Annotated in this window: 19 protein-coding genes and 2 tRNA genes; 14 read left to right on the forward strand and 7 right to left on the reverse strand. The window is 70.0% G+C overall.

Going from position 1 to position 25,321, the window contains the following annotated elements:
* Positions 1 to 22: 22 nt before the first annotated feature.
* Positions 23 to 1,867 (reverse strand): dihydroxy-acid dehydratase, encoded by a 1,845-nt coding sequence (gene ilvD, locus AB0C38_RS22890; protein ID WP_360676649.1) that lies wholly within the window; start codon positions 1,865 to 1,867, stop codon positions 23 to 25.
* 148 nt (positions 1,868 to 2,015) lie between these two features.
* Positions 2,016 to 2,465 carry a PH domain-containing protein gene (locus AB0C38_RS22895; protein WP_360676652.1) on the reverse strand — a complete coding sequence of 150 codons (450 nt, stop codon included), beginning with the start codon at positions 2,463 to 2,465 and terminating at the stop codon, positions 2,016 to 2,018.
* Between the two features lie 335 nt (positions 2,466 to 2,800).
* Between AB0C38_RS22895 and AB0C38_RS22900 the strand changes: the two genes are divergently transcribed.
* From AB0C38_RS22900 to AB0C38_RS22915, 4 genes are all read left to right on the forward strand, one after another.
* Positions 2,801 to 4,693: an acetolactate synthase large subunit gene (locus tag AB0C38_RS22900; RefSeq protein ID WP_360676655.1), complete on the forward strand. Its 1,893-nt coding sequence runs from the start codon at positions 2,801 to 2,803 to the stop codon at positions 4,691 to 4,693.
* Between the two features lies 1 nt (position 4,694).
* Positions 4,695 to 5,201: an acetolactate synthase small subunit gene (ilvN, locus tag AB0C38_RS22905; RefSeq protein ID WP_003080760.1), complete on the forward strand. Its 507-nt coding sequence runs from the start codon at positions 4,695 to 4,697 to the stop codon at positions 5,199 to 5,201.
* Between the two features lie 32 nt (positions 5,202 to 5,233).
* A complete protein-coding gene (gene ilvC / locus AB0C38_RS22910; RefSeq protein ID WP_308670322.1) occupies positions 5,234 to 6,247 on the forward strand; it encodes a ketol-acid reductoisomerase in 1,014 nt (337 codons plus the stop codon).
* An 85-nt stretch (positions 6,248 to 6,332) separates the two neighbouring features.
* The gene (locus tag AB0C38_RS22915; RefSeq protein WP_360676660.1) at positions 6,333 to 6,599 is read left to right on the forward strand and encodes a DUF397 domain-containing protein; all 267 of its coding nucleotides are present in this window, start codon (positions 6,333 to 6,335) and stop codon (positions 6,597 to 6,599) included.
* On the opposite strand, the gene AB0C38_RS22920 is transcribed toward AB0C38_RS22915, so the two are convergent.
* The 4 genes from AB0C38_RS22920 to AB0C38_RS22935 all read right to left on the reverse strand — a co-directional run bounded on the left by AB0C38_RS22920 (position 6,596) and on the right by AB0C38_RS22935 (position 10,812).
* Positions 6,596 to 7,459 carry a nuclear transport factor 2 family protein gene (locus tag AB0C38_RS22920; RefSeq protein ID WP_360676663.1) on the reverse strand — a complete coding sequence of 288 codons (864 nt, stop codon included), beginning with the start codon at positions 7,457 to 7,459 and terminating at the stop codon, positions 6,596 to 6,598. The two genes, AB0C38_RS22915 and AB0C38_RS22920, sit on opposite strands and share 4 nt — an antisense overlap.
* Positions 7,460 to 7,528: 69 nt before the next feature.
* Positions 7,529 to 8,857, reverse strand: a complete 1,329-nt coding sequence (locus AB0C38_RS22925; protein WP_360676666.1) for an ankyrin repeat domain-containing protein — start codon at positions 8,855 to 8,857, stop codon at positions 7,529 to 7,531.
* Between the two features lie 246 nt (positions 8,858 to 9,103).
* The gene (locus tag AB0C38_RS22930; protein WP_360676669.1) at positions 9,104 to 9,916 is read right to left on the reverse strand and encodes a TIGR03620 family F420-dependent LLM class oxidoreductase; all 813 of its coding nucleotides are present in this window, start codon (positions 9,914 to 9,916) and stop codon (positions 9,104 to 9,106) included.
* Positions 9,913 to 10,812 (reverse strand): TIGR03620 family F420-dependent LLM class oxidoreductase, encoded by a 900-nt coding sequence (locus AB0C38_RS22935; RefSeq protein WP_360676671.1) that lies wholly within the window; start codon positions 10,810 to 10,812, stop codon positions 9,913 to 9,915. Before AB0C38_RS22935 ends, AB0C38_RS22930 begins: the two co-directional genes overlap by 4 nt.
* Before the next feature lie 87 nt (positions 10,813 to 10,899).
* Here AB0C38_RS22935 and AB0C38_RS22940 point away from each other — a divergent pair, with 87 nt between their 5' ends.
* The 6 genes from AB0C38_RS22940 to AB0C38_RS22965 all read left to right on the forward strand — a co-directional run bounded on the left by AB0C38_RS22940 (position 10,900) and on the right by AB0C38_RS22965 (position 20,848).
* Positions 10,900 to 11,463, forward strand: a complete 564-nt coding sequence (locus AB0C38_RS22940) for a helix-turn-helix domain-containing protein (RefSeq protein WP_360676674.1) — start codon at positions 10,900 to 10,902, stop codon at positions 11,461 to 11,463.
* A 125-nt stretch (positions 11,464 to 11,588) separates the two neighbouring features.
* Positions 11,589 to 13,187, forward strand: a complete 1,599-nt coding sequence (gene serA, locus AB0C38_RS22945; protein ID WP_360676677.1) for a phosphoglycerate dehydrogenase — start codon at positions 11,589 to 11,591, stop codon at positions 13,185 to 13,187.
* Between the two features lie 241 nt (positions 13,188 to 13,428).
* Positions 13,429 to 16,791 carry a S8 family serine peptidase gene (locus AB0C38_RS22950; protein ID WP_360676679.1) on the forward strand — a complete coding sequence of 1,121 codons (3,363 nt, stop codon included), beginning with the start codon at positions 13,429 to 13,431 and terminating at the stop codon, positions 16,789 to 16,791.
* 228 nt (positions 16,792 to 17,019) lie between these two features.
* Positions 17,020 to 18,057, forward strand: a complete 1,038-nt coding sequence (locus tag AB0C38_RS22955) for a 3-isopropylmalate dehydrogenase (protein WP_360676681.1) — start codon at positions 17,020 to 17,022, stop codon at positions 18,055 to 18,057.
* Positions 18,058 to 18,440: 383 nt separating this feature from the next.
* Positions 18,441 to 20,045 carry a citramalate synthase gene (gene cimA, locus AB0C38_RS22960; RefSeq protein ID WP_360676683.1) on the forward strand — a complete coding sequence of 535 codons (1,605 nt, stop codon included), beginning with the start codon at positions 18,441 to 18,443 and terminating at the stop codon, positions 20,043 to 20,045.
* A 32-nt stretch (positions 20,046 to 20,077) separates the two neighbouring features.
* Positions 20,078 to 20,848, forward strand: a complete 771-nt coding sequence (locus AB0C38_RS22965) for a fumarylacetoacetate hydrolase family protein (protein WP_360676685.1) — start codon at positions 20,078 to 20,080, stop codon at positions 20,846 to 20,848.
* Positions 20,849 to 20,906: 58 nt separating this feature from the next.
* Here AB0C38_RS22965 and AB0C38_RS22970 read toward each other — a convergent pair whose 3' ends face one another.
* A complete protein-coding gene (locus tag AB0C38_RS22970) occupies positions 20,907 to 22,154 on the reverse strand; it encodes an FAD-dependent oxidoreductase (RefSeq protein WP_360676687.1) in 1,248 nt (415 codons plus the stop codon).
* A 94-nt stretch (positions 22,155 to 22,248) separates the two neighbouring features.
* On the opposite strand from AB0C38_RS22970, the gene gltX reads away from it, so the two are divergent.
* The 4 genes from gltX to AB0C38_RS22990 all read left to right on the forward strand — a co-directional run bounded on the left by gltX (position 22,249) and on the right by AB0C38_RS22990 (position 24,964).
* Positions 22,249 to 23,727 carry a glutamate--tRNA ligase gene (gene gltX, locus AB0C38_RS22975; protein ID WP_360676689.1) on the forward strand — a complete coding sequence of 493 codons (1,479 nt, stop codon included), beginning with the start codon at positions 22,249 to 22,251 and terminating at the stop codon, positions 23,725 to 23,727.
* A 112-nt stretch (positions 23,728 to 23,839) separates the two neighbouring features.
* Complete coding sequence (locus AB0C38_RS22980) at positions 23,840 to 24,664, forward strand: HAD family hydrolase (protein WP_360676691.1); 825 nt, start codon at positions 23,840 to 23,842, stop codon at positions 24,662 to 24,664.
* Positions 24,665 to 24,714: 50 nt separating this feature from the next.
* Positions 24,715 to 24,786: transfer RNA gene (locus AB0C38_RS22985), tRNA-Gln, on the forward strand.
* A gap of 102 nt (positions 24,787 to 24,888) precedes the next feature.
* A tRNA-Glu gene (locus AB0C38_RS22990) sits at positions 24,889 to 24,964 on the forward strand.
* Positions 24,965 to 25,321: the final 357 nt, after the last annotated feature.

Consider the following 25,321-nt stretch of genomic DNA (forward strand, 5'->3'; position numbering starts at 1 on the left):
CCCCTCGCGGCTCGAGCCGGACCTACTTGTTCACGTCGCGGACCGCGCCGGTGTCGGCCGAGGTCGCCATCCGGGCGTAGGCCCGCAGCGCCGCCGTCACCGGGCGCTGGCGCTCCTTCGGCTGCCACGGCCGCTCGGACGCCTCCATCTTCGACCGCCGCTCGGCCAGCACCTCCGGGTCGACCAGCAGCTCGAGGCGTCGCTCGTGGATGTCCAGCAGGATCCGGTCGCCGTTCTCCACCAGGGCGATCAGGCCGCCGGCCGCCGCTTCCGGCGAGATGTGGCCCACCGAGATGCCGGACGAGCCGCCCGAGAAGCGGCCGTCGGTGATCAGGGCGCACTTCTTGCCGAGGCCGGATCCCTTGAGGAACGCCGTCGGGTGCAGCATCTCCTGCATGCCCGGCCCGCCCGCCGGACCCTCGTAGCGGATCACCAGCACCTCGCCCGGCTGGATCTCCTTCTTGAGGATCGCCGACACGGCCTCTTCCTGACTCTCCAGCACGCGTGCCGGGCCCTCGAAGTGCCACAGGTCCTCGTCGATGCCCGCCGCCTTGATCACCGCGCCGTTCTCGGCGAGGTTGCCGCGCAGGATCGCCAGGCCGCCGTCCTTCGTGTACGCGTGCTCGACGTCGTGGATGCAGCCGTCCGCGGCGTCGGTGTCCAGGGACGACCAGCGGTTCTCCGTCGAGAACGCCTCGGTCGTGCGGACCCCGCCCGGCGCGGCGTGGAAGAGCTCCACCGCGGTGTCGGAAGGGGCGGAAGCCCGGATGTCCCACGCACCCAGCCAGGACTCGAGGTCGGGGGAGTGCACCGAGTGGACGTCGGTGTTGAGCAGCCCGCCGCGGTACAGCTCACCCAGGATCGCGGGGATGCCGCCGGCGCGGTGGACGTCTTCCATGTGGTAGTCGGAGTTCGGCGCCACCTTGGACAGGCAGGGCACCCGGCGGCCGATCGCGTCGATGTCGGCGATCGTGAAGTCGACCTCGCCCTCCTGGGCGGCGGCGAGGATGTGCAGCACGGTGTTGGTCGAGCCACCCATGGCCATGTCGAGCGCCATCGCGTTCTCGAACGCCGCCTTGGTCGCGATCGAGCGCGGCAGGGCCGAGGCGTCGTCCTGCTCGTACCACTTCTTGCACAGCTCGACGACCGTCCGGCCGGCGTTCTCGAACAGCGCGCGACGCGCGGCGTGCGTCGCCAGCGTGGAACCGTTGCCCGGCAGCGAAAGGCCCAGCGCCTCGGTGAGGCAGTTCATCGAGTTCGCGGTGAACATGCCGGAGCAGGAGCCGCAGGTCGGGCAGGCGGAGCGCTCGACGATGTCGAGCCCGTCCTCGTCGACCTCGGTGCTCGCCGACGCGGCGATCGCGGTGATCAGGTCGGTGGGCGCCTGCGCGACGCCGCCCACGACGACGGCCTTGCCGGCCTCCATCGGGCCGCCGGAGACGAACACGACCGGGATGTTGAGCCGCATCGCGGCGTTGAGCATGCCCGGGGTGATCTTGTCGCAGTTGGAGATGCAGACGAGGGCGTCGGCCTGGTGCGCGTTGACCATGTACTCGACCGAGTCGGCGATGATCTCGCGCGAGGGCAGCGAGTAGAGCATGCCGGAGTGGCCCATGGCGATGCCGTCGTCGACGGCGATGGTGTGGAACTCGCGGGCGACGCCGCCGGCTTCCTTGACCGCGCCGGCGACGATCTCGCCGAGGTCCTTGAGGTGCACGTGGCCGGGCACGAACTGCGTGTAGGAGTTGGCGATCGCCACGATCGGCTTGCCGAAGTCGCTGTCGGTCATGCCGGTGGCGCGCCAGAGCGAGCGCGCGCCCGCCGCGTTGCGGCCGTGGGTGGTGGTCCGGGAACGGAGAGGCGGCACGGCGAACTCCCAGGTCGGAATGGTGGGGCCAGGCGGAGGTCGGAGACGCTCCGGCGAAACTGGTCCTACCAATTTACGCTGTCGGGCGCAGCCCGTCCGCTGAGGGTGGTGGCGGGGCGGGGACCGGGTAGACCACGGGTGCCAAGGGTTACTCGCTGGGCGAGGTCTCCGGCTTGGCGGCCTTGACGTCGTCGGCGTCCAGCAGCCCGCTCGGGTCGGCGACCAAACCCTCGCTGACCAGCGAAAGCACCGGCAAGTGCCGGGTCCGGACAGTCGGCAGCGGCACCTTCGTGTCGTCCTGGAGCACCGCCTGCACGCGCGCCTTCTTGGTGATCGCCAGGCCCTTCAGCGCCGACCACGGGACGTCGCGGTGGCCGAACATCGTGCGCGTCGCGAGCCCTTCGCGCGTCGCGATCGTGCGGGTCCGGATCACGAACACCGCGAGCGCGAGCGGGAAGATGTAGAGCCACTGCAGGTACGGGATCTCCCCGAGCGCGATCGGCGTCACGCAGAGCGTCAGGAGGGCGATCGCCATGAACGACGTGCGGGGGATCCGGAAGACGGCCTTCCGGCCTTCGTCCTGCTCTTTTTCGGCCACCCGGAAATGGTGCACCGCCGCGCGGACCGGCCGGGACCCGGGTCGGACGCGGGTGACGTGCGCCGCTCGGGTGTCCACGATCTGGACTCGCCATCCCGCAGAGTTGACACCTGAGAGACCTTCGGACTAGCGTCAGCGTCGTGACACCGCTGACCGGCCTCGTACTTCCCAAGCGCGTCGACGCTTAGGGAATACTTTCCGCTGCGTCGACGCGCGAACCCTCGTGCGACCTTACGGTCGGCGAGGGTTTTTTGTTGCCCACGGGAAGCGATTCCCCGCCCCACCGCACAAAACCGACCCGAACGAGTGACACCGAGACCCTCGAGGCAGAACCGATGACCAGTGCCACGTCGCGCAGCGACGCGAAACCCGGGCCGACGCCCGGAACGCCCGGAGCACGTCCGAAGCCGGCGCCACCGGCGGGAACCCCGGTGCGCGTCACCGGCGCCCAGTCGCTCGTGCGCTCGCTCGAGGCGGTCGGCGCCGAGGTGGTCTTCGGCATTCCGGGCGGCACCATCCTGCCGGCCTACGACCCGCTGCTGGACTCGACGAAGGTCCGCCACATCCTGGTCCGCCACGAGCAGGGCGCGGGTCACGCCGCCACCGGCTACGCGCAGGCCACCGGCAAGGTCGGCGTCTGCATGGCGACCTCGGGCCCGGGCGCGACCAACCTGGTCACCCCGCTCGCCGACGCGAACATGGACTCCGTCCCGGTCGTGGCCATCACCGGCCAGCAGAGCCGGGCGCTGATCGGCACCGACGCGTTCCAGGAAGCCGACATCTGCGGCATCACCATGCCGATCACCAAGCACAACTTCCTCGTCACGGATCCGGCGGACATCCCGCGGACCATCGCCGAGGCGTTCCACCTGGCGTCGACGGGCCGACCCGGCCCGGTGCTGGTGGACATCCCCAAGGACGTGCTGCAGGAGATGACCTCGTTCTCCTGGCCGACCGAGCTGCGGCTGCCGGGCTACCGCCCCACGCTGCGCCCGCACGGCAAGCAGGTCCGCGAAGCCGCGAAGCTCATCGCGAAGTCGCGCCGCCCGGTGCTGTACGTCGGCGGCGGCGTGATCAAGGCGGAGGCGCACGAGCAGCTGAAGCAGCTCGCCGAGCTGACCGGCATCCCCGTCGTCACCACGCTGATGGCGCGCGGCGCGTTCCCCGACTCGCACCCGCAACACCTCGGCATGCCGGGCATGCACGGCACGGTCGCCGCGGTCGCCGCGATGCAGCGCGCCGACCTGCTGATCGCGCTCGGCGCCCGGTTCGACGACCGCGTCACCGGCCAGCTGTCGTCGTTCGCGCCGGACGCCGCGATCGTGCACGCCGACATCGACCCGGCCGAGATCTCCAAGAACCGCAAGGCGGACGTCCCGATCGTGGGCGACTGCAAGGAGATCATCGGCGAGCTGATCACGGCCGTGCAGTCGGAATTCGACCACGGCGACAAGCCCGACCTCACCGACTGGTGGACGCAGGCCGACGACTGGCGCACCAACTACCCGGCCGGTTACGAGTGGCCGGACGACGGTTCGCTGTCGCCGCAGTACGTCATCGAGCGGATCGGGCAGCTCGTCGGCCCGGACGCGGTGTACGCCGCCGGAGTCGGGCAGCACCAGATGTGGGCCGCGCAGTTCGTCAAGTACGAGAACCCGCGCACCTGGATCAACTCCGGCGGCCTCGGCACCATGGGCTACGCGGTGCCCGCGGCGATGGGCGCGCAGTTCGGCGTCCCCGGCACGCAGGTGTGGGCGATCGACGGCGACGGCTGCTTCCAGATGACCAACCAGGAGCTGGCCACCTGCGCCATCGAGGGCGCGCCGATCAAGGTCGCCGTCATCAACAACGGCAACCTGGGCATGGTCCGGCAGTGGCAGAACCTCTTCTACTCGGAGCGGTACTCCAACACCGACCTCGGCACGCACAAGCACCGCATCCCGGACTTCGTGCTGCTGGCCGAGGCGCTGGGCTGCGCCGGGCTGCGCTGCGAGGCCCGCGAGGACGTCGACGCCACCATCCGCCGCGCGATGGAGATCAACGACCGTCCCGTCGTGATCGACTTCGTCGTGGGGAAGGATGCCCAGGTGTGGCCGATGGTCGCGGCCGGCACCGGCAACGACGAGATCATGGCGGTCCGGGGCATCCGGCCGCTGTTCGACGACGACGAGGTTTCGGTGGAGACGACCGAAGCAGCTGCGGAAGCCGCTGGGGAAGGTGAGCGCTGAGATGAGCGTCCACACGCTGAGTGTCCTGGTCGAGAACAAGCCGGGTGTGCTCGCGCGCGTTTCGGGCCTGTTCTCCCGCCGCGGTTTCAACATCGAGTCCCTCGCCGTCGGGCCCACGGAGAACCCCGAGGTGTCCCGCATGACGATCGTGGTCGCCGTCGAAGAGCTACCGCTCGAACAGGTGACCAAACAGCTCAACAAGCTGGTCAACGTGATCAAGATCGTCGAGCTGGAGCAGTCGACCGCCGTGCAGCGCGAACTGCTGCTCGTGAAGGTTCGCGCCGACAACACCGTGCGCAGCCAGGTCCTCGAAACCGTCCAGCTCTTCCGGGCGAAGGTGGTGGACGTCTCCCCGGAGGCGCTCACCGTCGAAGCCACGGGGACGTCCGACAAGATCGGTGCCCTGCTGCGGATGCTGGAGCCGTATGGCATCCGCGAGCTGGTGCAGTCAGGCATGGTCGCGGTGGGGCGGGGCGCCCGTTCCATCACCGCCACATCACCGCGTTAAGAAGTAAGTCTCGAAAGGAAGCAGTAACCCCCATGGCAGTGGAAATCTTCTACGACGACGACGCCGACCTCTCGATCATCCAGGGGCGCAAGGTCGCTGTCATCGGCTACGGCAGCCAGGGCCACGCCCACTCGCTGAGCCTGCGCGACTCCGGCGTCGACGTCCGCATCGGCCTGCCCGAGGGGTCCAAGTCGCGGGCGAAGGCCGAGGAGCAGGGCCTGCGTGTGCTCACCCCGGCCGAGGCGTCGGCCGAAGCCGACCTGATCATGATCCTGGCGCCGGACACGAAGCAGCGCTTCATCTACGAGCAGGACATCGCGCCGAACCTCAAGGACGGCGACGCGATCTTCTTCGGGCACGGCTTCAACATCCGCTACGACCTGATCAAGCCGCCGTCGAACGTCGACGTCGCCATGGTCGCCCCGAAGGGCCCGGGCCACCTCGTGCGCCGCCAGTTCGTCGACGGCAAGGGCGTCCCGGCGCTCATCGCGGTCGAGCAGGACGCCACCGGCAACGCGCAGGCGCTCGCCCTCTCCTACGCGGCCGCCATCGGTGGCGCTCGTGCGGGCGTCATCAAGACGACCTTCACCGAGGAGACCGAGACCGACCTCTTCGGCGAGCAGGCCGTGCTCTGCGGTGGCGCGTCCGCGCTCGTGCAGACCGGGTTCGAGGTGCTCACCGAGGCCGGCTACGCCCCGGAGATCGCCTACTTCGAGGTGCTGCACGAGCTGAAGCTGATCGTCGACCTCATGTACGAGGGCGGCATCGCGCGTCAGCGCTACTCGATCTCCGACACCGCCGAGTACGGCGACCTGACCCGCGGCCCGCGCGTCATCTCGCCGGCGGTCAAGGAAGAGATGAAGAAGATCCTCGGCGAGATCCAGGACGGCACGTTCGCCCGCGAATGGGTCGCCGAGGACGAGGCCGGCCGGCCGAACTTCACCAAGCTCGAGGAGCAGGGCAACCAGCACCCGATCGAGGCGACCGGCAAGAAGCTGCGCGACCTGATGTCGTGGGTGGACCGGCCGATCACCGAGACCGCCTGAGTCTTTTTTCCAGGACGCTGAAGGGGACGCCCGCACCGGGCGTCCCCTTCAGTGCGTTCGGTGGTCGTTTCGCTACGCTGGCCGCATGAGCGATGACAAGGCGCACATCCGGCACCACCTGGACCTCTCGAAGGCGGAGTGGGTCCGGGCCGAGCCGGAGGGCGTCACGCTCGAAGAGGTCGTCGAATACGCGCACATCCCGCACACCGACGGCGTCGTCTACACCGCGATGCGGAAGTCGACCGACCCGGAGGGCGTGGTCCTCGTCTTCACCCCCTCCGAATGGGACGCGTTCGTCAAGGGCGTCCGCGACGGCGAGTTCGACCTGCCCGAGGACCTCGCGCAGGCCTAAAGCTTCGCCGCCAGCTCGGGGATCTGCCCGGTGTCGCCGGCGATGCCGAGGTGGTCGCCGTAGTCGCGGGATTCGACGATCAGGCCGTCGCGCACGCGCATCGAGAAGATGTTCGCGATCCGCACCGGATGGCCGCCGTACTCGCCCTGGTAGGCGAACTCACCGATCAGCACCTCCGGGTCGGTTCCCCGGTGGGTGACCAGGTCCGCCACCGAAAAGCCGGGGTTGAGCGCCTTGCCCGCCGCGAAGTGCTCGCGCAGCTCGTCGCGCGTCCGGACCACGCCCGAGCCGGGCAGGAACGGGTGCGTCACGTGGGTTTCCTCGGCGTACAGCTCCGGTAGCTCGTCCCACCGGCCGCCCGCGACGCCGTGGACGAGCCGTTCGAACACACTGCCCGCGCTTTCCGGGGTGACCGGGGAGAGTTCGCGTGGCGGCGCCTGCTCGTAGGCCTTCGGCAGCTGGTCGAGGCCGTCGCGGATCGCCGCGAGCCGCAGGTAGTCGTGGTAGTCCCGCGAATGGACGATCAGGCCGTCGCGGACGCGCAGTACCTGGATGTTGGCCGTCACGGCGGTCTTGCCGGTTTCCACCGACTCGGCGTCGTAGTCGTATTCGGCGACGATCACCTCGGGGTCCGTGGTCTCGTGGACGACCACGTTCTTGCGCTTGAGCCGCACTGCCCCGGCGAGGACGCCGGTGAACCGCTCGTGGACGGCCGCGCGGCCGTGCAGGCGCGTCGGCCGTGGCACGGCCTGGGGGTGGTCGACGACGGCGTCTTCGGCGTAGAGCGCGGAAAGCTCGCCGAAGCGTCCTTCGCTGATGCCGTCGGACAGAGCGGCGAACACGTCGCGGGGTGTGGTCATGAATCCTCCCAGTGGCAAAACGGAGTCTGTAGTCCGTCTCTGACGATACGGACTACAGACTCCGGTTGTCTACAGGGTTCGGAGGAGGTCCCGTGCGGCCGGCTGCTCGCACACGTCGGCCCAGCTTTCCGGGGTGCTGCCCCAGATCCCGTCGCGCGCGTCGAGGTCGGCGCCGCCCTCCACCAGGAGGCGGACCGCGTCCAGGTGCCCGGACTGCGCGGCCATGTGCAGGGCTGTGATGCCTTGGCCGTGGTTCGGGCCACCGAACGTGCCGACGTGGTTCACGTCGGCGCCGAGGTCGAGGAGCGTCCGGATCGCTTCGACGCGCCCGGTCGCCGCCGCCCAGGCCAAGGCTGTGCCGCGGTAGACGTCGGCGTCGATGTCGGCGCCCCGCGCGACCAGCGTGCGCAGGGCGACGGCGCGGTTGTTGCGTGCGGCCCAGGCCAGGGCTTCGTTCTTGACTTCGACGGGGTCGTCCTGCGGTCGCCAGGCCGGGAACCCGCTGTGCGGCCGGTAGAACCCGCGGTGCGCGCCGGCAGCCGGGTGACCCGGTTCGAGGAGCTCGTCGAGCAGGTCCGCGTCGCCGAGCCCGGCCGCGACGCGCAGGTTTCCCGGCGCCCGGCTGTGCGGCGCCAGTTTCTCCGCGGCTTCGCGGTGACCCCAGAACAGCGCGACGACCAGGGGAGTGCCGCCGTCACCTCGCGCGGAGACGTCGACCGGCGCGCCGGCGTCGAGCAGCTGGTCGAGCAGGAGCGGCAGGTTCTTGTACGCGGCTTGGTGCAGCGGGGTCCAGCCGTGGACGTTGCCGCGCGCCGGGTCGGCGCCGTGGTCGAGCAGGATCCGGCTGAGCCGCTCGTCGCAGGTCGCGCCGGCCATGCCGAGCAGGTCGTTGCCGTTGGTGCCGCGGGCGGTGACGAGCCCCGGGAACTCCGTCAGGAGCGATTCCAGCGTCTCGAGATCGCGGGCTTCGACCGCCCGGTACGCCCGCGCGAACGGCTCTCCACTGTCCACAAGCGACTTGACGTGCTCGCGGAGTGCGCGCCAGGAAACAAAACCGTGCTCGCGGGCGACGACCATGAGGGCGCCGGCCTGGGTGAGCGGCTGCTCCCAGCGCTCGAACGGCTCGCGCGCGCCGGGCGTCTCGTCCTCGGCGGACGCGAGCAGGCCGAGCGCGCGCTCGGCGTAGTAGTGGACGTCTTGGTGATAGGGGTGCTGCAGCGTTTCGCCGTGCTCGGTGACGCGCCGGACGTAGGCCTGCAGTTTCGGCCAGCTCGGGAAACCGTGGTCGCGAGCGATCCGGAACTGCGCCTCGGAGAGTTTGACGCCTTCGGCGCGTGCGAGGTCCTTCGCGCGTTTGCGCAGCTGGTCCAGGCTGGGTTTGGCGGGCAACGTGCCCATGGTGCCTTCCTTCCTCGTCGCCCGTGGTCCGCCGGCACCGGGCAGGAAAGAAGGTGCGGAGCTGGTGGTGCGGTGCTGCGGGGGTGGGCTCGGCCCTTTCCGCGGACGGGACGCGGCCCTCACCGCGTCCCGCCACCCTACCTCGAACCCGGAACTCGCGTGATCACCGACGGAACTCGCGTGATTGAAGCCGGAACTCGCGAGTTCCGGCCCCAATCACACGAGATCCGGTCCTGATCACGTGAGTTACGGGAGGAGATCGGCCAGGCGGCGGTAGGACTTTTCCGTGCGGGCCAGGACCTGGACGCAGACGTGGTCCGCGCCCGCGTCGAGGTGGGCCTGGATCCGGTCCGCCACCGCCTGTTCGCCGCTGGCGACGATGGCGTCGACCAGGCGGTCGCTGCCGCCGTCGGCGAGGTCGGCGTCGGTGAAGCCGAGCCGGCGCAGGTTCTCCTGGTGGTGCCGGGCGAACCGGACGTACCCGTCGACGTGCTCGCGGGCGACCTCGGGGGCCGCGTCCAGGAGCACGGCCTGCTCGACCGCGAGGTACTTGCCCGGCCCGAGCCGTTCCCGCGCCATCGCCGTGTGTTCCGGCGGGACGAAGTACGGGTGGGCGCCGTCGGCGCGTTCGGCCGCCAGGTCCAGCAGCTTCGGGCCCAGCGCGGCGAGCACGCGAAGCGGCCGTGGAGCCGGCTGGGGCAGGCCCGGCAGTTCGGCCTCGTCCATCCCGTCGAGGTATTCGCGCAACGCCGTCAGCGGCCGCGCGCCCGGCCGGTGCCCGCCCAGCCCGGCGATGAACCGGCCCGGATAGGCCTCGCCCAACGCGCGGACGGCGCCTTCCGCCGCGAGCGGGGAACGCTGGTCGAACCGCGCGACCCCGGTGGCGATCGTCAGCTTCGACGTCGCCGCCAGCAGCAACGCCGCCTGCGTGAACGCCTCCCGGCCGGCGTATTCGCCGAACCAGATCGCGTCGAAGCCCAGCTCCTCGACTTCGGCGGCCGTCTCGCGCAGGACGCCGACCGGGTCGCCGTCGAAGAACCGCCAGATCCCGACGCTCATCGGACCACCTCCGGGGCCAGCTCCAGCAGAAGGTCCACAGTGGACTCGAACGTGGCCGCGGACGGCGTCAGCAGCACGTGGTCCGCGCCCGCGTCGAGCAGCTCGCCGAGGCGTTTCGCGATGGTCGCGGCGTCACCCCAGAGGACGAGGTCGTCGACGAACCGGTCGCTCGGTCCGGCGATGTCGGCCTCGGTGTAGCCGAGCCGTTTCCAGCCCGCGAGGTAGACCGTGACGGAGTATTCGCGCGACTGCGCGACCCGGCGCCGCACGCTCTCCCGGGCGTCCTCGCGGCTGCCGAGCAGCACGGTCTGCTGGGGGATCAGCAGCTTGTCCGGCCCGAGGATTCCGCGGGCGTACGGCGTGTGCGAGACCGGCTGGGCGAACGGGTGCGCACCGTCGGCCTGGTCACGGGCCAGCTCCAGCATCCGTGGCCCGACGGCGGCCAGTACGCGCGGAAACGCGACCGGAGAAGGGTTCTCGGCGGCTGCAGCGTCCATTTCGGACAGATACGCGCGCATGCGGTCGATCGGCCGGTACTCCTCGCCGAGCTTCGTGGCCTGGAAAGCGTGCCCGATGCCGACGCCGAGCACGAACCGGCCGGGGTGGGCGTGGGCGAGCGTGGCGCCGCCCTTCTCGGTGGTCACCCCGCGCCGCAGCCAGGTGTTCGCGATGCCGGTGCCGAGCACGACGTCCGGCACCGAAGCGAGCAGGTCGCCGAAGTGGGCGAACACCTCGCGGGTGCCGGGTCCTTCGCCGCTCCACACCGAGCGGTAGCCGGCGTCGGCGAGCCGGCGGGTGGCCGCGCGCTCGACGTCCGGGGGTGGTTGCAGGGGCGCGCTCGGCAACCAGGCGCCGATCGCGCCGAGCCGGGCCCGCATGTCTTCGACCAGGGTCATCCTCGTTCCCTCCAGTAATGTGAGGCTGCCTCCGGTTAATATACGGAGGTAGCCTCCGATTGGCTACCCGGTAAGGTCGGAAGGGCGATGACCGAAGTCAAGCCGATGCGCGCGGACGCCCGCCGCAACTACGAGCGCCTCCTGGAAGAGGCGCAGCGCGCCTTCGCCGAGCACGGCGTCGAGGCGTCGCTGGAAGACATCGCGCGCCGGGCCGGGGTCGGCATCGGCACGCTCTACCGGCACTTCCCGACCCGCGAGGCGCTGCTCGAAACGCTGCTGCGCGCCCGGTTCGACGCCCAGGCCGACCGGGCGCGCGACCTGCTCACCCACGCCGAGCCCTTGGCCGCGCTGCAGACCTGGCTGGCCGGGCTCGGCGACGCCACCGGCACCTTCCGCGGCCTGGTCGAACTCACCGCCGACGCGCTCAGCGACGAATCGTCCCGTTTGTACGCGTCGTGCCACGAAATGCGCGAGGCCGGTTCCCATCTAGTGGAACGTGCGCAGCGGGAAGGCGAGCTCCGCCCCGACGTCACCACGAACGAGCTTCTTCTCCTGCTGCACGCGGCATCCTGGGCGGGTGGGCACCTGCCCGGCCCGGGAGGCATGCAGCGCCTCCTGGCTCTTGTTTTCGAGGGATTGCGGGCGAGTTAACACCGTGAGAAGCCAGCAGGTGGTCCTGCGGGTTAAACTCCGCTTCGACCGGGGCACAATGGCGTGCTGAGACCTTTTGTCGACCCAAAGCGTCCTGGAAGTGACCAGATAGTGGGAGCCGCATCGTGAGCAAGCCCAGCAAACCCGTCGTCCTCATCGCGGAGAAGCTCGCCCCCTCCGTGCTGAGCGTCTTCGGTGACGAGGTGGAGGTCCGGCACGTCGACGGCACGGACCGATCCGCGCTGCTCGAGGCGGTGAAGAGCGCCGACGCGCTGCTGGTCCGCTCCGCCACCAAGGTCGACGCCGAGGTCTTCGCCGCCACGACGCAGCTGAAGGTCGTCGCCCGCGCCGGCGTCGGCCTGGACAACGTCGAGGTGCCCGCCGCCACCGAGCGCGGGGTCCTGGTCGTCAACGCGCCGACGTCCAACATCGTCTCCGCCGCCGAGCACGCCGTCGCCCTGCTGCTGGCGGTCGCGCGCCGGGTCCCGGCCGCCAGCCAGAGCCTGCGCGGCGGCGAGTGGAAGCGCAGCTCGTTCTCGGGTGTGGAGCTGCAGGGCAAGACCGTCGGCGTGGTCGGCCTCGGCAAGATCGGCCAGCTGTTCGCCCAGCGCCTCGCCGCGTTCGACACCAAGATCATCGCCTACGACCCCTACGTCTCGGCCGCGCGCGCGGGCCAGCTCGGCATCGAGCTCGTCACCCTCGACGAGCTCCTGTCGCGCGCCGACGCCATCTCCATCCACCTGCCGAAGACCCCGGAGACCAAGGGCCTCATCGACGCCGAGGCGCTGAAGAAGACCAAGCCGGGCGTCATCATCGTGAACGCCGCCCGCGGCGGGCTGATCGTCGAGGAGGACCTGGCCGACGCGCTGCGCTCGGGTCACGTCGGCGGCGCCGGCATCGACGTCTTCGTCACCGAGCCGACCACGTCCAGCCCGCTGTTCGAGCTGGACAACGTCGTCGTCACCCCGCACCTGGGCGCGTCCACCGCCGAGGCGCAGGACCGCGCGGGCACCGACGTCGCGAAGTCGACGCTGCTGGCCCTGCGCGGCGACTTCGTGCCGGACGCGGTGAACGTCTCCGGCGGCGGCGCGGTGGGCGAGCACGTCCGCCCGTACCTGACGCTGACGCAGAAGCTCGGTCAGCTGCTCACCGCCTTGAACCCGACGGCGCCGGCTTCGGTGACCGTGCAGGTCAAGGGCGAGGTGGCCAGCGAGGACACCGGCGTGCTGCAGCTGGCCGCGCTGCGCGGGGTGTTCACCGGCGTGGTCGAGGACCAGGTCACCTTCGTCAACGCGCCGCAGCTGGCGGAGAAGCTGGGCGTGCAGGTCGAGCTGGAGACCGAGACGGAGAGCCCGAAGTTCCGCAGCCTGGTCACCGTCCGCGCGGTGCACGCCGACGGCGCGGTGCTGAGCGTGTCCGGTTCGGTCACCGGCAAGGACGAGGTCGAGAAGCTGGTCGAGGTCAACGGCCGCGGCTTCGACCTGCGGGCCGAAGGCACCGTCCTGCTCGTCGAGTACGGCGACCGCCCGGGCGTGATGGGCCGCGTCGGAACGCTGCTCGGTGAGGCCGGCATCAACATCGAGGCCGCGCAGATCAGCCAGACGACGGACGGCTCCGACGCGGTGATGCTGCTGCGCGTCGACCGCCACATCGACGCCCACCTGCTGGAGCCGATCGGCGCTTCGGTCGGGGCGCACACGATCCGCGCCGTCGACTTCAGCTGACGCGATCCACGAAAGCCCCTCACCCGTGCGGTGAGGGGCTTTCGTGCGTCCGGAGCGGGCAATCACATTCGAATAACGGAGTCCTTTGCCTACGGAAGTAGGTGTTTTGGGGCATTAGGTTCTCTCCGCGAGGTCGAACCACGCGCCGTCGAGGGCACGGCGCGGTCGCCGTGCTTCACCGTCGGGGGTGCTAGGAGCGGCAGGCAGGTTCGGGTCCAGACCTCGAGTAAGGGGCCGACTCATGAGCAGATCCCGCTTACCCGCTCGCGTCACGACGGCGTTCTTCGCCATCGTGCTGGCGGCCGCGCTCGGGGCGCCGGTCGCCACCGCCGCCGACGCGCCGCTCGCCGACGGCGTGACGCCGGCGAAGATCGACGACGCGAAGCTGCAGGGCAAGGTCGCGCCGCGCCTGGCCGCCGCGCAGGGCCGGGTCACCGCGTTCGTCGAGCTGGCCAAGAAGCCGGCCGTCGACGCGTTCACCGCCGCGCAGCCCCAGGGCAAGGAATCCGCCAAGCGGGCGGCCCGCGCGGCCAAGGACGACACCGCCGCCGCGGTGACCTCGGTCCTCGGCCAGCTGCGTTCGGCCGACGCCAAGCCGCAGGTCGTCACCCAGACCGCCAACGCGGTCCCCGGCGTGGTCGTCACGGCCGACGCCGCGAAGCTGCGTGAGGTCGCCAAGCGCGCGGACGTCGTTTCGGTGCGCACGGTCGTGCCGAAGACCCGCACCAACGCCAGCGCCGAGCAGCTGACCAACACCCTCGCCGCGTGGCAGCAGACCGGCAAGTTCGGCGACGGCGTCCGCGTCGGCGTCATCGACGACGGCATCGACTACACCCACGCCGACTTCGGCGGCCCCGGCACGCCGGCGGCCTACAAGAGCGTCGACAGCACCAAGCCGACCCCGCTGTTCCCGAGCGCCAAGGTGGTCGGCGGCACCGACCTCGTCGGCAACGACTACGACGCCGCGACGCCCGGCAAGACCACCCCGGCGCCGGACCCGAACCCGCTGGCCTGCGGTGAGCACGGCACGCACGTCGCCGGCACCATCGGCGGCTTCGGCGTCACCGCCGACGGCAAGACCTTCAAGGGCGACTACAAGAAGCTCGACGCCAAGAAGGTCGACGCGATGCAGATCGGCCCGGGCACGGCGCCGAAGTCGCTCCTCTACGCCATCAAGGTGTTCGGCTGCGCGGGCTCGACGAACGTCACCTCGCAGGCACTCGACTGGGCGCTCGACCCGGACGGCGACGGCGACTTCACCGACCACCTCGACATCGTCAACCTGTCGCTGGGCTCCGACTTCGGCGCGCCGGACGACCCGGACTCGCTGTTCGTGCGCAAGCTCGCCGCGAACAACGTGCTGCCGGTGATCTCCGCGGGCAACGGCGGGGACATCAACGACATCGCCGGTTCGCCGGGCAACACCCCCGAGGCGCTCACCGTGGCCAGCACGCGGGACGCGGGCATCCTGCGTGACGCCGCCGAAGCCACCGCGCCGACGACGGCCAAGGGCCAGAAGACCGGGCAGTACAGCCAGAGCTACACCGGCTACGACACGCTGAACCTGACCGCGCCGGTCGTCGCGTTGTCGGCGGCCAACAGCGCGGGCTGCGCGCCGTACTCCGCCGCGGACAAGGCGAAGGCCGCCGGCAAGTTCGTCTGGCTGGAGTGGGACGACAACGACTCGACCCGCGCCTGCGGTTCGGCGGTCCGGGCGAACAACGCCCAGGCGGCCGGGGCGAAGGGGGCGCTGCTGTCGTCCACTTTGGAGCACTTCAGCGCGGGCATCGCGGGCAACGCGGCGATCCCGATGTTCCAGTTCACCGGCTCCGCGACGAAGACGCTGCGCGCGGCGGTGACCGCGGGCACGCTGCAGATCCGGCTCTACGGCGCCGGGCGCGCCTCGGTCCAGACCTACGACAAGACGATCGTGGACACCCCGAGCTCGTTCACCTCGCGCGGCACCCGCGGCCCGGCCCTGAAGCCGGACGTCGCCGCACCCGGTGACACGATCACCTCGGCGTTCCGCGGCAGCGGCAACGGCCGGACCGTCCTCTCGGGCACGTCGATGGCCGCCCCGCACACCGCGGGCATCACCGCGCTGGTCCGCCAGTCCCACCCGGACTGGTCGGTCGAGGAGGTCAAGGCCTCGGTCATCGACACCGCCGGCCACGACGTCGGCGACGGCGCGGGCCACACCTACGCGCCGCAGCGCGTCGGCAGCGGCCGGATCGACGCCAAGGCGGCGCTGGACAACCAGGTGCTCGCCTACGTCCAGGACGACCCGGGCGCGGTGAGCGTCAGCTTCGGCACGGTCGAGGCCGGCGGCCCCGTCACGCTGTCGAAGACGATCAAGCTGGTCAACAAGGGCGTCACGCCCGCCGAGTACTCCGTGGCCTACCAGGCGGTCAACGCCCTGCCGGGCGTCGAGTACACAGTGGACACGCCGTCGGTGAAGCTCTCGCCGCGCGGCACCGCCAAGGTCAAGGTGACGCTGAAGATCACCGACCCGAAGGCCCTGCGCAAGGTCATGGACCCGACCATGCAGGCCACCCAGGCCGGCCTGGCGCGGCAGTTCGTCGCCGACGCTTCGGGCCGCGTCGCCTTCACCCCGAAGAGCGGGGCGAAGGTGCCGCTGCGGGTTTCGGTCTACGCGGCACCCAAGCCGGTTTCGACGATTTCGACGCCGCAGTCGGTGAAGTTCGCCCCGGACGCGACCCAGGCCGTGCTGAACCTGAGCGGCAAGGGCGTCGACCAGGGCTCCGGCGCGCAGAAGTACCGCTCGCTGATCAGCGTGCTCGAGCTGCAGGCGGAGTCCCCGCAGTTGCCCGAGTGCGACGCGGACGTGGTCACCGACTGCACGGTGAACAAGACGGCCAAGGGCGGCGACCTCCGCTACATCGGTGCGGCTTCCACCGCGCCGCTGGCGAAGGAACAGGGTGAGCCGGAGAACGCGATCCTCGCGTTCGGTCTGTCCACCTGGGGCGACTGGGCGAACATCGGCAGCAACACCTCGCCGTTCGTCGACATCGACACCACCGGGGACGGGACGCCGGACTTCGAGACCTACGTGACCAAGGCGACGGCGACCGACGTCCTGCTGGCCGTCACGGTCGCGCTGACCCCGGGCTTCCCGCAGGTGGACGTCCAGGCCGTCAACGGCCAGCTCGGCGACGTCGACACGAACGTGTTCGACACGAACGTGCTGACGCTGCCGGTTTCCCTGGCGGCGCTGGGCATCGACGCCGACGCCGACAGCCACCGCATTTCCTACACGGTGGGCGTGAGCGGTTTCTACGTCGCGCCGGGCACGACGAACGGGCTGATCGACTACGTCGGCACGCCGCTTTCGTTCGACGCGCTCGCGCCGGGCTACTCGGTGCAGGGCGGCGGCGACGCCGCGCTGGGCTACGTCGCGAAGCCGGGAACGGCGCTGGTCGTGAACCGGAACGCGGCCTCGGCCGCGGCGGACAACGCTCTCGGTTTGTTCGCCATCGAGCACCACAACGCCGCGGGCAACCGGGCGAACGTGGTCAAGGTGGACGCCGCCCAGGGCGCCCGGCCGGGCAGCGACCGTCAGCCGATCGGGGCTGGTCACCGCTAGTCCGGGACAAGATCGATCGATGCAGGAAGCAGGGGCGTTCCCGGCGGTTTCCGCCGGGGGCGCCCCGCTCTCGTTCACCCGATCGGGTGTCTCACCCTGCGGGAGGATGCGGCATAAGGGTGGTGCGGCTACGGCCGTTTGTCTACGGCCGGTAACCTTCCGGCTGCTGGCGTTTTGTTGCGGTGGGCCATCGGTGCATCCGGTGGCCTCGTCGACGGAGGTGTGTGGATGCGGCTCGCGGTGATCCCAGGAGACGGGATCGGGCCCGAGGTGGTCTCCGAGGCGCTGAAGGTGCTCGGCGAAGTAGTACCGACGGCGGAGATCACGAACTACGACCTCGGCGCCGCGCGGTGGCACGCGACCGGTGAGCTGCTCCCGGAGTCGGTGCTGGGCGAGCTCCGCCAGCACGACGCGATCCTGCTCGGCGCGGTCGGTGATCCGTCGGTGCCGAGCGGCATCCTCGAGCGCGGCCTGCTGCTGCGCCTGCGGTTCGAAATGGACCACCACGTCAACCTGCGCCCGGCGCGGCTGTACCCGGGTGTCCGGGGGCCGCTGGCCGACGCCGGCGACGTCGACATGGTCGTCGTGCGCGAAGGGACCGAAGGCCCGTACGCGGGCACTGGTGGCCTGATCCGCAAGGACACCGAGCACGAGATCGCGACGGAGGTCAGCACCAACACGGCGTACGGTGTCCGGCGCGTGGTCGCGGACGCGTTCAGCCGCGCCGAGGCCCGCCCGCGCAAGCACCTGACGCTGGTGCACAAGACCAACGTGCTCTCGTTCGCCGGGTCGCTGTGGTCGCGGATCGTCGAAGAGGTCTCGCTGGAGCACCCGGACGTGACGGTCGCCTACTCCCATGTGGACGCGGCGACCATCCACCTGGTGACCGACCCGTCCCGGTTCGACGTGATCGTCACCGACAACCTGTTCGGCGACATCCTCACCGACCTCGCGGCGGCGGTGACGGGCGGCATCGGCCTCGCGGCGAGCGGCAACCTGGACATGACCCGCCGCAACCCGAGCATGTTCGAGCCGGTCCACGGTTCGGCGCCGGACATCGCGGGCCAGGGCCTCGCCGACCCGACGGCCGCGGTGCTGTCGGTGGCCCTGCTGCTGGACCACCTGGGCAAGAAGGAAGCCGCCCGGCGCATCGAGGCTTCGGTCGCTTTCGATCTGGCTACGCGCGACCAGGCGTCCCCGGGCGCGACGACGGCGATCGGTGACCGGCTGGCGGCGCTCGTGTCGTCCAACGTGCGCACCGGCTGAGGCTTGCCTGTTGCTTGACGGAGGAGCCCCGCACCCTGGTGGTGCGGGGCTTTTTCGTGCGCCGGGTCGCGGTGGCCCGGACGTCATGAAAGACCCTTTCACCTCGTCCGACGAGGTGAAAGGGTCTTTCATGACCTGCAAGCCCGCCAGGGAAAGGCGAGGTGTTCGTGCCCCGCGTTCCCGGATGGTGGGAGCTTGACCCAGGTTGTGGACTTCCGCCGAAACCCTGTGGCATGATGCGACCGTGACCAGCTTCGCGATCATTATCATCGAGCGCGCCGGACGATAGCTCCACAAGAGCTCCCGGCGCGCAACCTCTCGCACCCATGCGGGAGGTTTTTTTGTTGCCCGAAACGCCCGAACCGCTGCCCCAGGAGATGACCGTGACCCGCAAGGAGCCCGCCGATACCCCCCTCGGCGACGCCTTCCACCTCTACGACACGACCCTGCGCGACGGCGCGCAGCGCGAGGGCATCTCCTACTCCGTCCAGGACAAGCTGGCCGTCGCGCGGCTGCTGGACGAGCTCGGTGTCGGGTTCATCGAAGGCGGCTGGCCGGGGGCTCTTCCCAAGGACACGGAGTTCTTCGCCCGCGCCGCGAAAGGCGAACTCGCGCTGAAGCACGCGGCTCTCGTCGCTTTCGGGGCCACGCGCAAGGCCGGCACCACCGCCGACGTCGATCCGCAGGTTCGCGCGCTGCTCGACAGCGAAGCGCCGGTCATCACGCTCGTCGCGAAGTCCGATCTGCGGCACATCGAACGCGCTCTCCGGGTCGACGTCGACGAAGCCTGCGCGATGGTGCGCGACACCGTCGAATTCCTCGTCAAAGAAGGCCGAAGGGTCTTCCTCGACGCCGAGCACTTCTTCGACGGCTACGCGTACTCACCCGAGACTTCGCTGAGGATCCTCGACGCCGCCGGGAACGCGGGCGCCGACGTCCTCGTCCTCTGCGACACCAACGGCGGACAGCTGCCGCTGGGCCTCGCGGAGACGGTCAAGACCATCAAGGAAAAGACGGGATTCCGGCTCGGGATCCACTGTCAGGACGACACTTCCTGCGCCGTGGCGAACTCCGTCGCCGCGGTGCAGGCCGGCGCGACGCACGTCCAGTGCACCGCCAACGGTTACGGGGAGCGGGCCGGCAACGCCGACCTCTTCGCCGTGACGGGAAACCTGGTGACCAAGCTCGGCATGGACGTCCTCCCGACCGGAGGAGCGGCCGAGCTGACCCGGGTCTCCCATGCCCTTGCCGAAATCGCCAACCTCGCCCCCTACACCCACCAGGCTTACGTAGGGGCGTCGGCTTTCGCTCACAAGGCGGGACTGCACGCGAGCGCGATCAAGGTGGATCCGTTGTTGTACAACCACATCGATCCGTCTTCCGTCGGCAACGACATGCGGGTACTGGTCACCGAGATGGCCGGCAGGGCCAGCCTCGAGCTCAAGGGACGTGAGCTCGGGGTCGACCTTGCCGGCCGGCCCGAAGCGCTGACGAGCGCGATCACGAAGGTCAAGCGCCTCGAAGCGGAAGGCTGGTCCTTCGAAGCCGCCGACGCCTCGCTGGAGCTGCTGCTCCGCCAGGAGGCCGACGTCCCCGTCGAGTCGCCGTTCGAGCTCGAGTCCTACCGGGTCGTGCTCGACCACCGCGCCGATGCCGAGGTCGTGTCCGAGGCGACGGTCAAGGTGCACGTCGGCGGCCAGCGCGTCATCGCCACCGCCGAGGGCATCGGCCCGGTGCACGCGCTCGACGCCGCGCTGCGGAAGGCGCTGTCGCCGCACCTGTCCTGGTTGGACAGTGTGGAGCTCGCCGACTACAAGGTGCGGATCCTCCAGGGCCACCCGGGCACCGACGCGGTGACACGCGTGCTGGTCGAGAGCACCGACGGCGAACGCGAATGGACCACGGTCGGGGTGCACGGGAACATCGTCGAGGCCAGCTGGCTGGCCCTCTGCGACGCGCTGGTCCACAAGTCCACGACCGTGGCCTGAGTCACGCGCTAGGCGCACGTAGACTGACCAACGTGCGCCTAGCCCGTATTGCTCATCCCGGTGGAGTCGCGTTCGCTTCGGTCGAAGGGGACGGTGACGACGCCCAGGTCCTGGAGATCGCCGAGCACCCGTTCGGCCAGCCCAACTTCACCGGCAAGCGGTGGCCGCTGGCCGACGTCCGGCTGCTCGCGCCGATCCTGCCGTCGAAGGTGATCGCCGTCGGCCGGAACTACGCCAAGCACGCGGCCGAGTTCGGCAACGAGGTGCCCACCGCCCCGATGTTGTTCATCAAGCCGTCGACCACGGTCATCGGCCCGAACGCGGCCATCCGCCGCCCGTCCGGCGTCGGCCGCGTCGACTTCGAGGGCGAGCTGGCCATCGTGATCGGCCAGCCGGTGAAGAACGTGCCGGCCGCCCGCGCCGCGAGCGCGATCCTCGGTTACACCGTCGCCAACGACGTCAGCGCCCGCGACCTGCAGAAGTCCGACGGCCAGTGGGGCCGCGCCAAGGGCTTCGACTCGTTCTGCCCGCTCGGGCCGTGGATCGAGACGTCGCTCGACGCGTCCGACCTGTCGCTGCGGGCCGAGGTCGATGGCGAGCTCAAGCAGGACGGCCGCACGTCCGACCTCGTCCACAAGATCCCCGAGCTGGTCGAGTTCGTCTCCGGCGTGATGACGCTGCTGCCCGGCGACATCATCCTCACCGGCACTCCCGAGGGCGTCGGCCCGATCGAGGGCGGCCAGAGCGTCTCGATCACCATCGAAGGCATCGGCACCCTGACCAACCCGGTCGAAAACATCTGAAGTCCGTGAAGGCCTCCTTACCGGCTCTTATGGCCGGTAGGGAGGCCTTCACGGCTTTTCAGCGCTGCACCGGCTCCATCGGCCGGCGGGCGTAGGCCGGGGCGTGCTCCGGGCGCAGGCCCAGGCCCAGCAGCCGGGCCGGGATGTACGACAGCACCGGGAACCGGGCGAACAGCTTGATCATCGGCGCGGGCGGGCCGTTGCGCTTGCCCGCCATCACCGCGCGCATCACGCCCCGGTGCAGGAGGCGTTGCAGCCCCTGCACCAGCAGCGTCGGCGCGAGCCGCCGGGAACGCACCTTCGCGAGGTCCGTCGGCGTGACCCGGCCCCGGCGCAGCGGCTCGGCCAGCAGCGTCGCCGCCGCGACCGCGTCCTGCACCGCGAGGTTGATGCCCACGCCGCCGATCGGGGACATCGCGTGCGCCGCGTCGCCGAGGCAGAGCAGCCCGTCGACGTGCCACTTGCGCAGCAGGTTGAGCCGCACGTCGAGGAACTTGACGTCGTCCATCGTCTCGAGCTCGTGCACCCGGTCGGTGAACTCCGGGCAGATCTGCGTGACGTTGTTGCGGAACGCTTCGATGCCCTGCTCGCGCAGGTCGTCACCCTTCGGGCCGAGGTAGGCGACCTGGAAGAAGTCGGGCCGGGGGAGCGGCACCGCGAAGCGGCGGTCCCGCATCTTCGGCAGGAGCATCGTGGCCACGTCGCCCTCCTTCCGCGACAGCCGGAACCACCAGACGTCGAACGGGCAGTCGTACTCGTGCGGCACCAGGCCGGCCTCGCGGCGGGCCAGCGACCAGCGGCCGTCAGCGGCGATCACCAGGTCGGCGCGGATTTCCCCGGTCTCCCCGGCCGTCGTGCGGTAGGTGACGCCGGCGACCCGGCCGTGCTCGCGGACCAGGCCGGTGCACTCGGTCTCCATCCGCTGGACGAACGTCGGCTCCTTGCGGGCGCTCTCGGCGAGCAGGTCGAGGAAGTCCCACTGCGGCACCATCGCGATGTAGGGGTGCGCGACCTTCAACCGGGTGAAGTCGGCCAGCTTCATCATCTCGCCGTTTTCCTGGGGGAACCCGGCCGCCGTCAGCTCGCTGTGCGGCAGCGCGTGGAACTTCTCGCCGAGGCCCAGCTCGTCCAGCAGCGTGAGCGTCGACGGGTGGACGGTGTCGCCGCGGAAGTCACGCAGGAAGTCGGCGTGCTTCTCCAGCACTGTCACCTCGACGCCGGCCCGGGCCAGCAGGAGCCCCGTGACCATCCCGGCCGGTCCGCCGCCGATGACGACGCAGCCCGTGCGCTCGGTCATCTCCACCATCTCCCCATCTATTCATCGCTTGTTGAATAAACTGAGGATGCACCCGCCGGTCCCCGGCGTCAAGCGATGTGGCGACGGATACGCTGATCGGGCTATGAGTGAGACATCGGTGGTTCGCGCGCGCTTCTGTCCTTCGCCGACCGGCACCCCGCACGTCGGGCTGATCCGCACGGCGCTGTTCAACTGGGCCTTCGCCCGGCACAACCAGGGTCAGCTGGTGTTCCGGATCGAGGACACCGACGCCGCCCGCGACTCGCAGGAGTCCTACGAGCAGCTGCTCGACGGGCTGCGCTGGCTCGGCATCGACTGGGACGAGGGCCCCGAGGCCGGCGGCGAGTACGGGCCGTACCGCCAGAGCGAGCGTCGCGCGATCTACGCCGACGTCGCCGCGAAGCTCCTGGAAGCGGGGGAGCTGTACGAGGCGTTCTCCACCAACGAGGAGGTCGAGGCGCGGCGCAAGGCGGCCGGCCTGGACCCGAAGCTGGGCTACGACAACTTCGACCGCGACCTCACCGAGGAGCAGCGCGCCGCCTACCGCACCGAGGGGCGCGCGCCGGTGCTGCGCCTGCGCATGCCCGAGATCGACCTCGCGTGGACCGACCTGGTCCGCGGCGACATCAGCTTCCCGGCCGGCACGATCCCGGACCCGGTGCTGGTGCGCGGCAACGGCGAGCCGCTCTACACACTGACCAACCCGGTCGACGACGCGCTGATGAAGATCACGCACGTGCTGCGCGGCGAGGACCTGCTGCCTTCGACGCCCCGCCAGCTGGCGCTTTACGCAGCGCTGGAGCGCGTCGGGGTCGCGGAGTTCACGCCGCAGTTCGGCCATTTGCCGTACGTCATGGGCGAGGGAAACAAGAAACTGTCCAAACGCGACCCTTCGTCGAACCTCTTCAACTACCGCGACCGCGGCTTCATCCGCGAAGGCCTGCTCAACTACCTGGCCCTGCTCGGCTGGTCGATCGCCGACGACCGCGACGTCTTCAGCGTCGAAGAAATGGTCGCCGCCTTCGACGTCACCAAGGTCAGCGCCAACCCGGCGCGGTTCGACCTCAAGAAGGCCGAAGCGATCAACGGCACCCACGTGCGGGCCCTGCCCGCGGCCGAGTTCGTGAAGCGCGTCACGCCTTACCTCGTCACCGCGGGTGTCCTTCCGGAATCGCCGAGCGAAGCGCAGCTGTCCCGGCTGAACGCGATCGCGCCGCTGGTGCAGGAACGCGTCACGGTGCTTTCGGACGCGTCCGCGATGGTGCGTTTCCTCTTCACCGAAGAGGACGCTTTCGCGCCGGAAGAAGACGCCGCGGCGAAGAACCTCGGCGAAGCCGCGCAGCCGGTGCTCACCGCGGCGGTTGCGGCGCTCGAGGCGCTGCCGTCCTGGGAGACCGAGGCCATCGAGCAGGCGCTCAAGGACGCCCTTGTGGACGGTCTGGGTCTCAAGCCCCGCAAGGCTTTCGCGCCGGTTCGCGTCGCCGTGACCGGACGGACCGTTTCCCCGCCGCTGTACGAGTCGATGGAACTGCTCGGCCGTGATGTCTCACTGGGACGTCTTCGCCGCGCATTGGTCGGATAACCGAAAGAAGACGGTTCGCCAACTGGGAGTAGAGCCGGTGCGCCGGAACGGGGCACCGGCAATCACCTCTTTGGCAGCGTCGCGAACGCTGCGGTTGCCCTAGCCTCACTGAGTGGATTTCGCTTTGGCACCTCGGACCCCGTCGCGAACCGTCCCCGCCGAGGCGGCGTCCGAGCCCTGGGCGCCGCCGGAGCTGCGGTTGGTGTGCCTCGACATCGATGACACCTTGATCGACTGCACCGCCGCGATCCGCCGAAGCCTCCACATCCTGACCGGCCGGGGCGACCTGTGGCCGTTGTGGGACCTGATCACCGAAGAGCACGTCGCGCTCGTCGTCGCCGGCGAGATCGACTACGCGACGATGCACCAGCGGCGCACCGACTGCTTCCTCGCGGAGATCGGCATCCTCGCCGACGACGAGCAGGTGAGCTCGTTCGAGCGTCGCCGAAGAGAGCTGCTCGACCACTCGTGGCAGCTCTTCGACGACGTCCTCGACTGCCTGGAGTGGCTGCGCGCCGCCGGCCTGATGCTGGCCGCCGTGACGAACGCCTCGGGCGTCCACCAGCGCAAGAAGATCGCCGACCTGGGACTGGCGCCGTTCTTCGACCACGTCGCCATCGCCGGTGAGCTGGGGGTGGCGAAACCCGATCCGGTGATGTTCCACACGGTGTGCCTCGGCCTGGGCTGTTCTCCCGCCCAGGCCGTTCACGTCGGCGACAAACTGGACACGGACGCGATCGGCGCCCGCGACGCGGGCCTGGGCGCGGTCTGGCTCGACCGCGACGCCATCGGTGAGCGCGCCCCCGAGGGCGTCCACACGGTCGCCGGCCTCGCCGAGCTGCCTGAGCTGCTGGTTTCGGAGTACGCGACGATCGGCGTCCCCGCCCCGCGCGGAAGTGGCACCCCCGCGTTCACCGTCCGGAACGGCGTGCTCTAGTATTTCTCTTCGTGCGGTGCTGAACCGGCCTGACCGGAGCGGTACCTCACTGGGGTATGGTGTAATTGGCAGCACGACTGGTTCTGGTCCAGTTAGTCTAGGTTCGAGTCCTGGTACCCCAGCTGCGGAGAGTGACCCCCCTGCAGAGCGAGAAATCGCCTCTGGTAAGTTCTCTCCAGCAAGAAAAACAGAAAAGCCCCTGGGAGACCAGGGAAAGATCCTAAGCCCCCGTCGTCTAGCGGCCTAGGACGCCGGCCTCTCACGCCGGTAGCGTGGGTTCGAATCCCATCGGGGGTACCACCCGAAGCTCGTCTGACCCAGGTCAGGCGGGCTTTTTGGTTTCCGGCGCCGGCGCTCGGAGATCCTCTTCGTCCGGCAGCTCGCGCGGGCTTGGTCCCGGCTTCGCGTCGCAGCCTCAGGCTCCCGGAGAACCCGCCGGGGTGGCCTTGCCTGCCTCTGGACTCCGGCCGGCCCGAGGGGCGGCTTGCTCGTCCTTCGTGGACTTCTCGTGCGGAGACGGTCGTGATTCGTGCGTGAGGCCCGGACGGAATGTCCGCGCGTGCTTCTGTCTCACGCTCATTCCGGCAGCAGCCGCACTTTCCGGGGGAACGAGCCGGCTTATCCGGGGGAGAAGCGTCCGTCGGCGACGAGGGTGAC

It is taken from the genome of Amycolatopsis sp. NPDC048633 (genome assembly GCF_040650695.1).
Taxonomy (GTDB): Bacteria; Actinomycetota; Actinomycetes; order Mycobacteriales; family Pseudonocardiaceae; genus Amycolatopsis.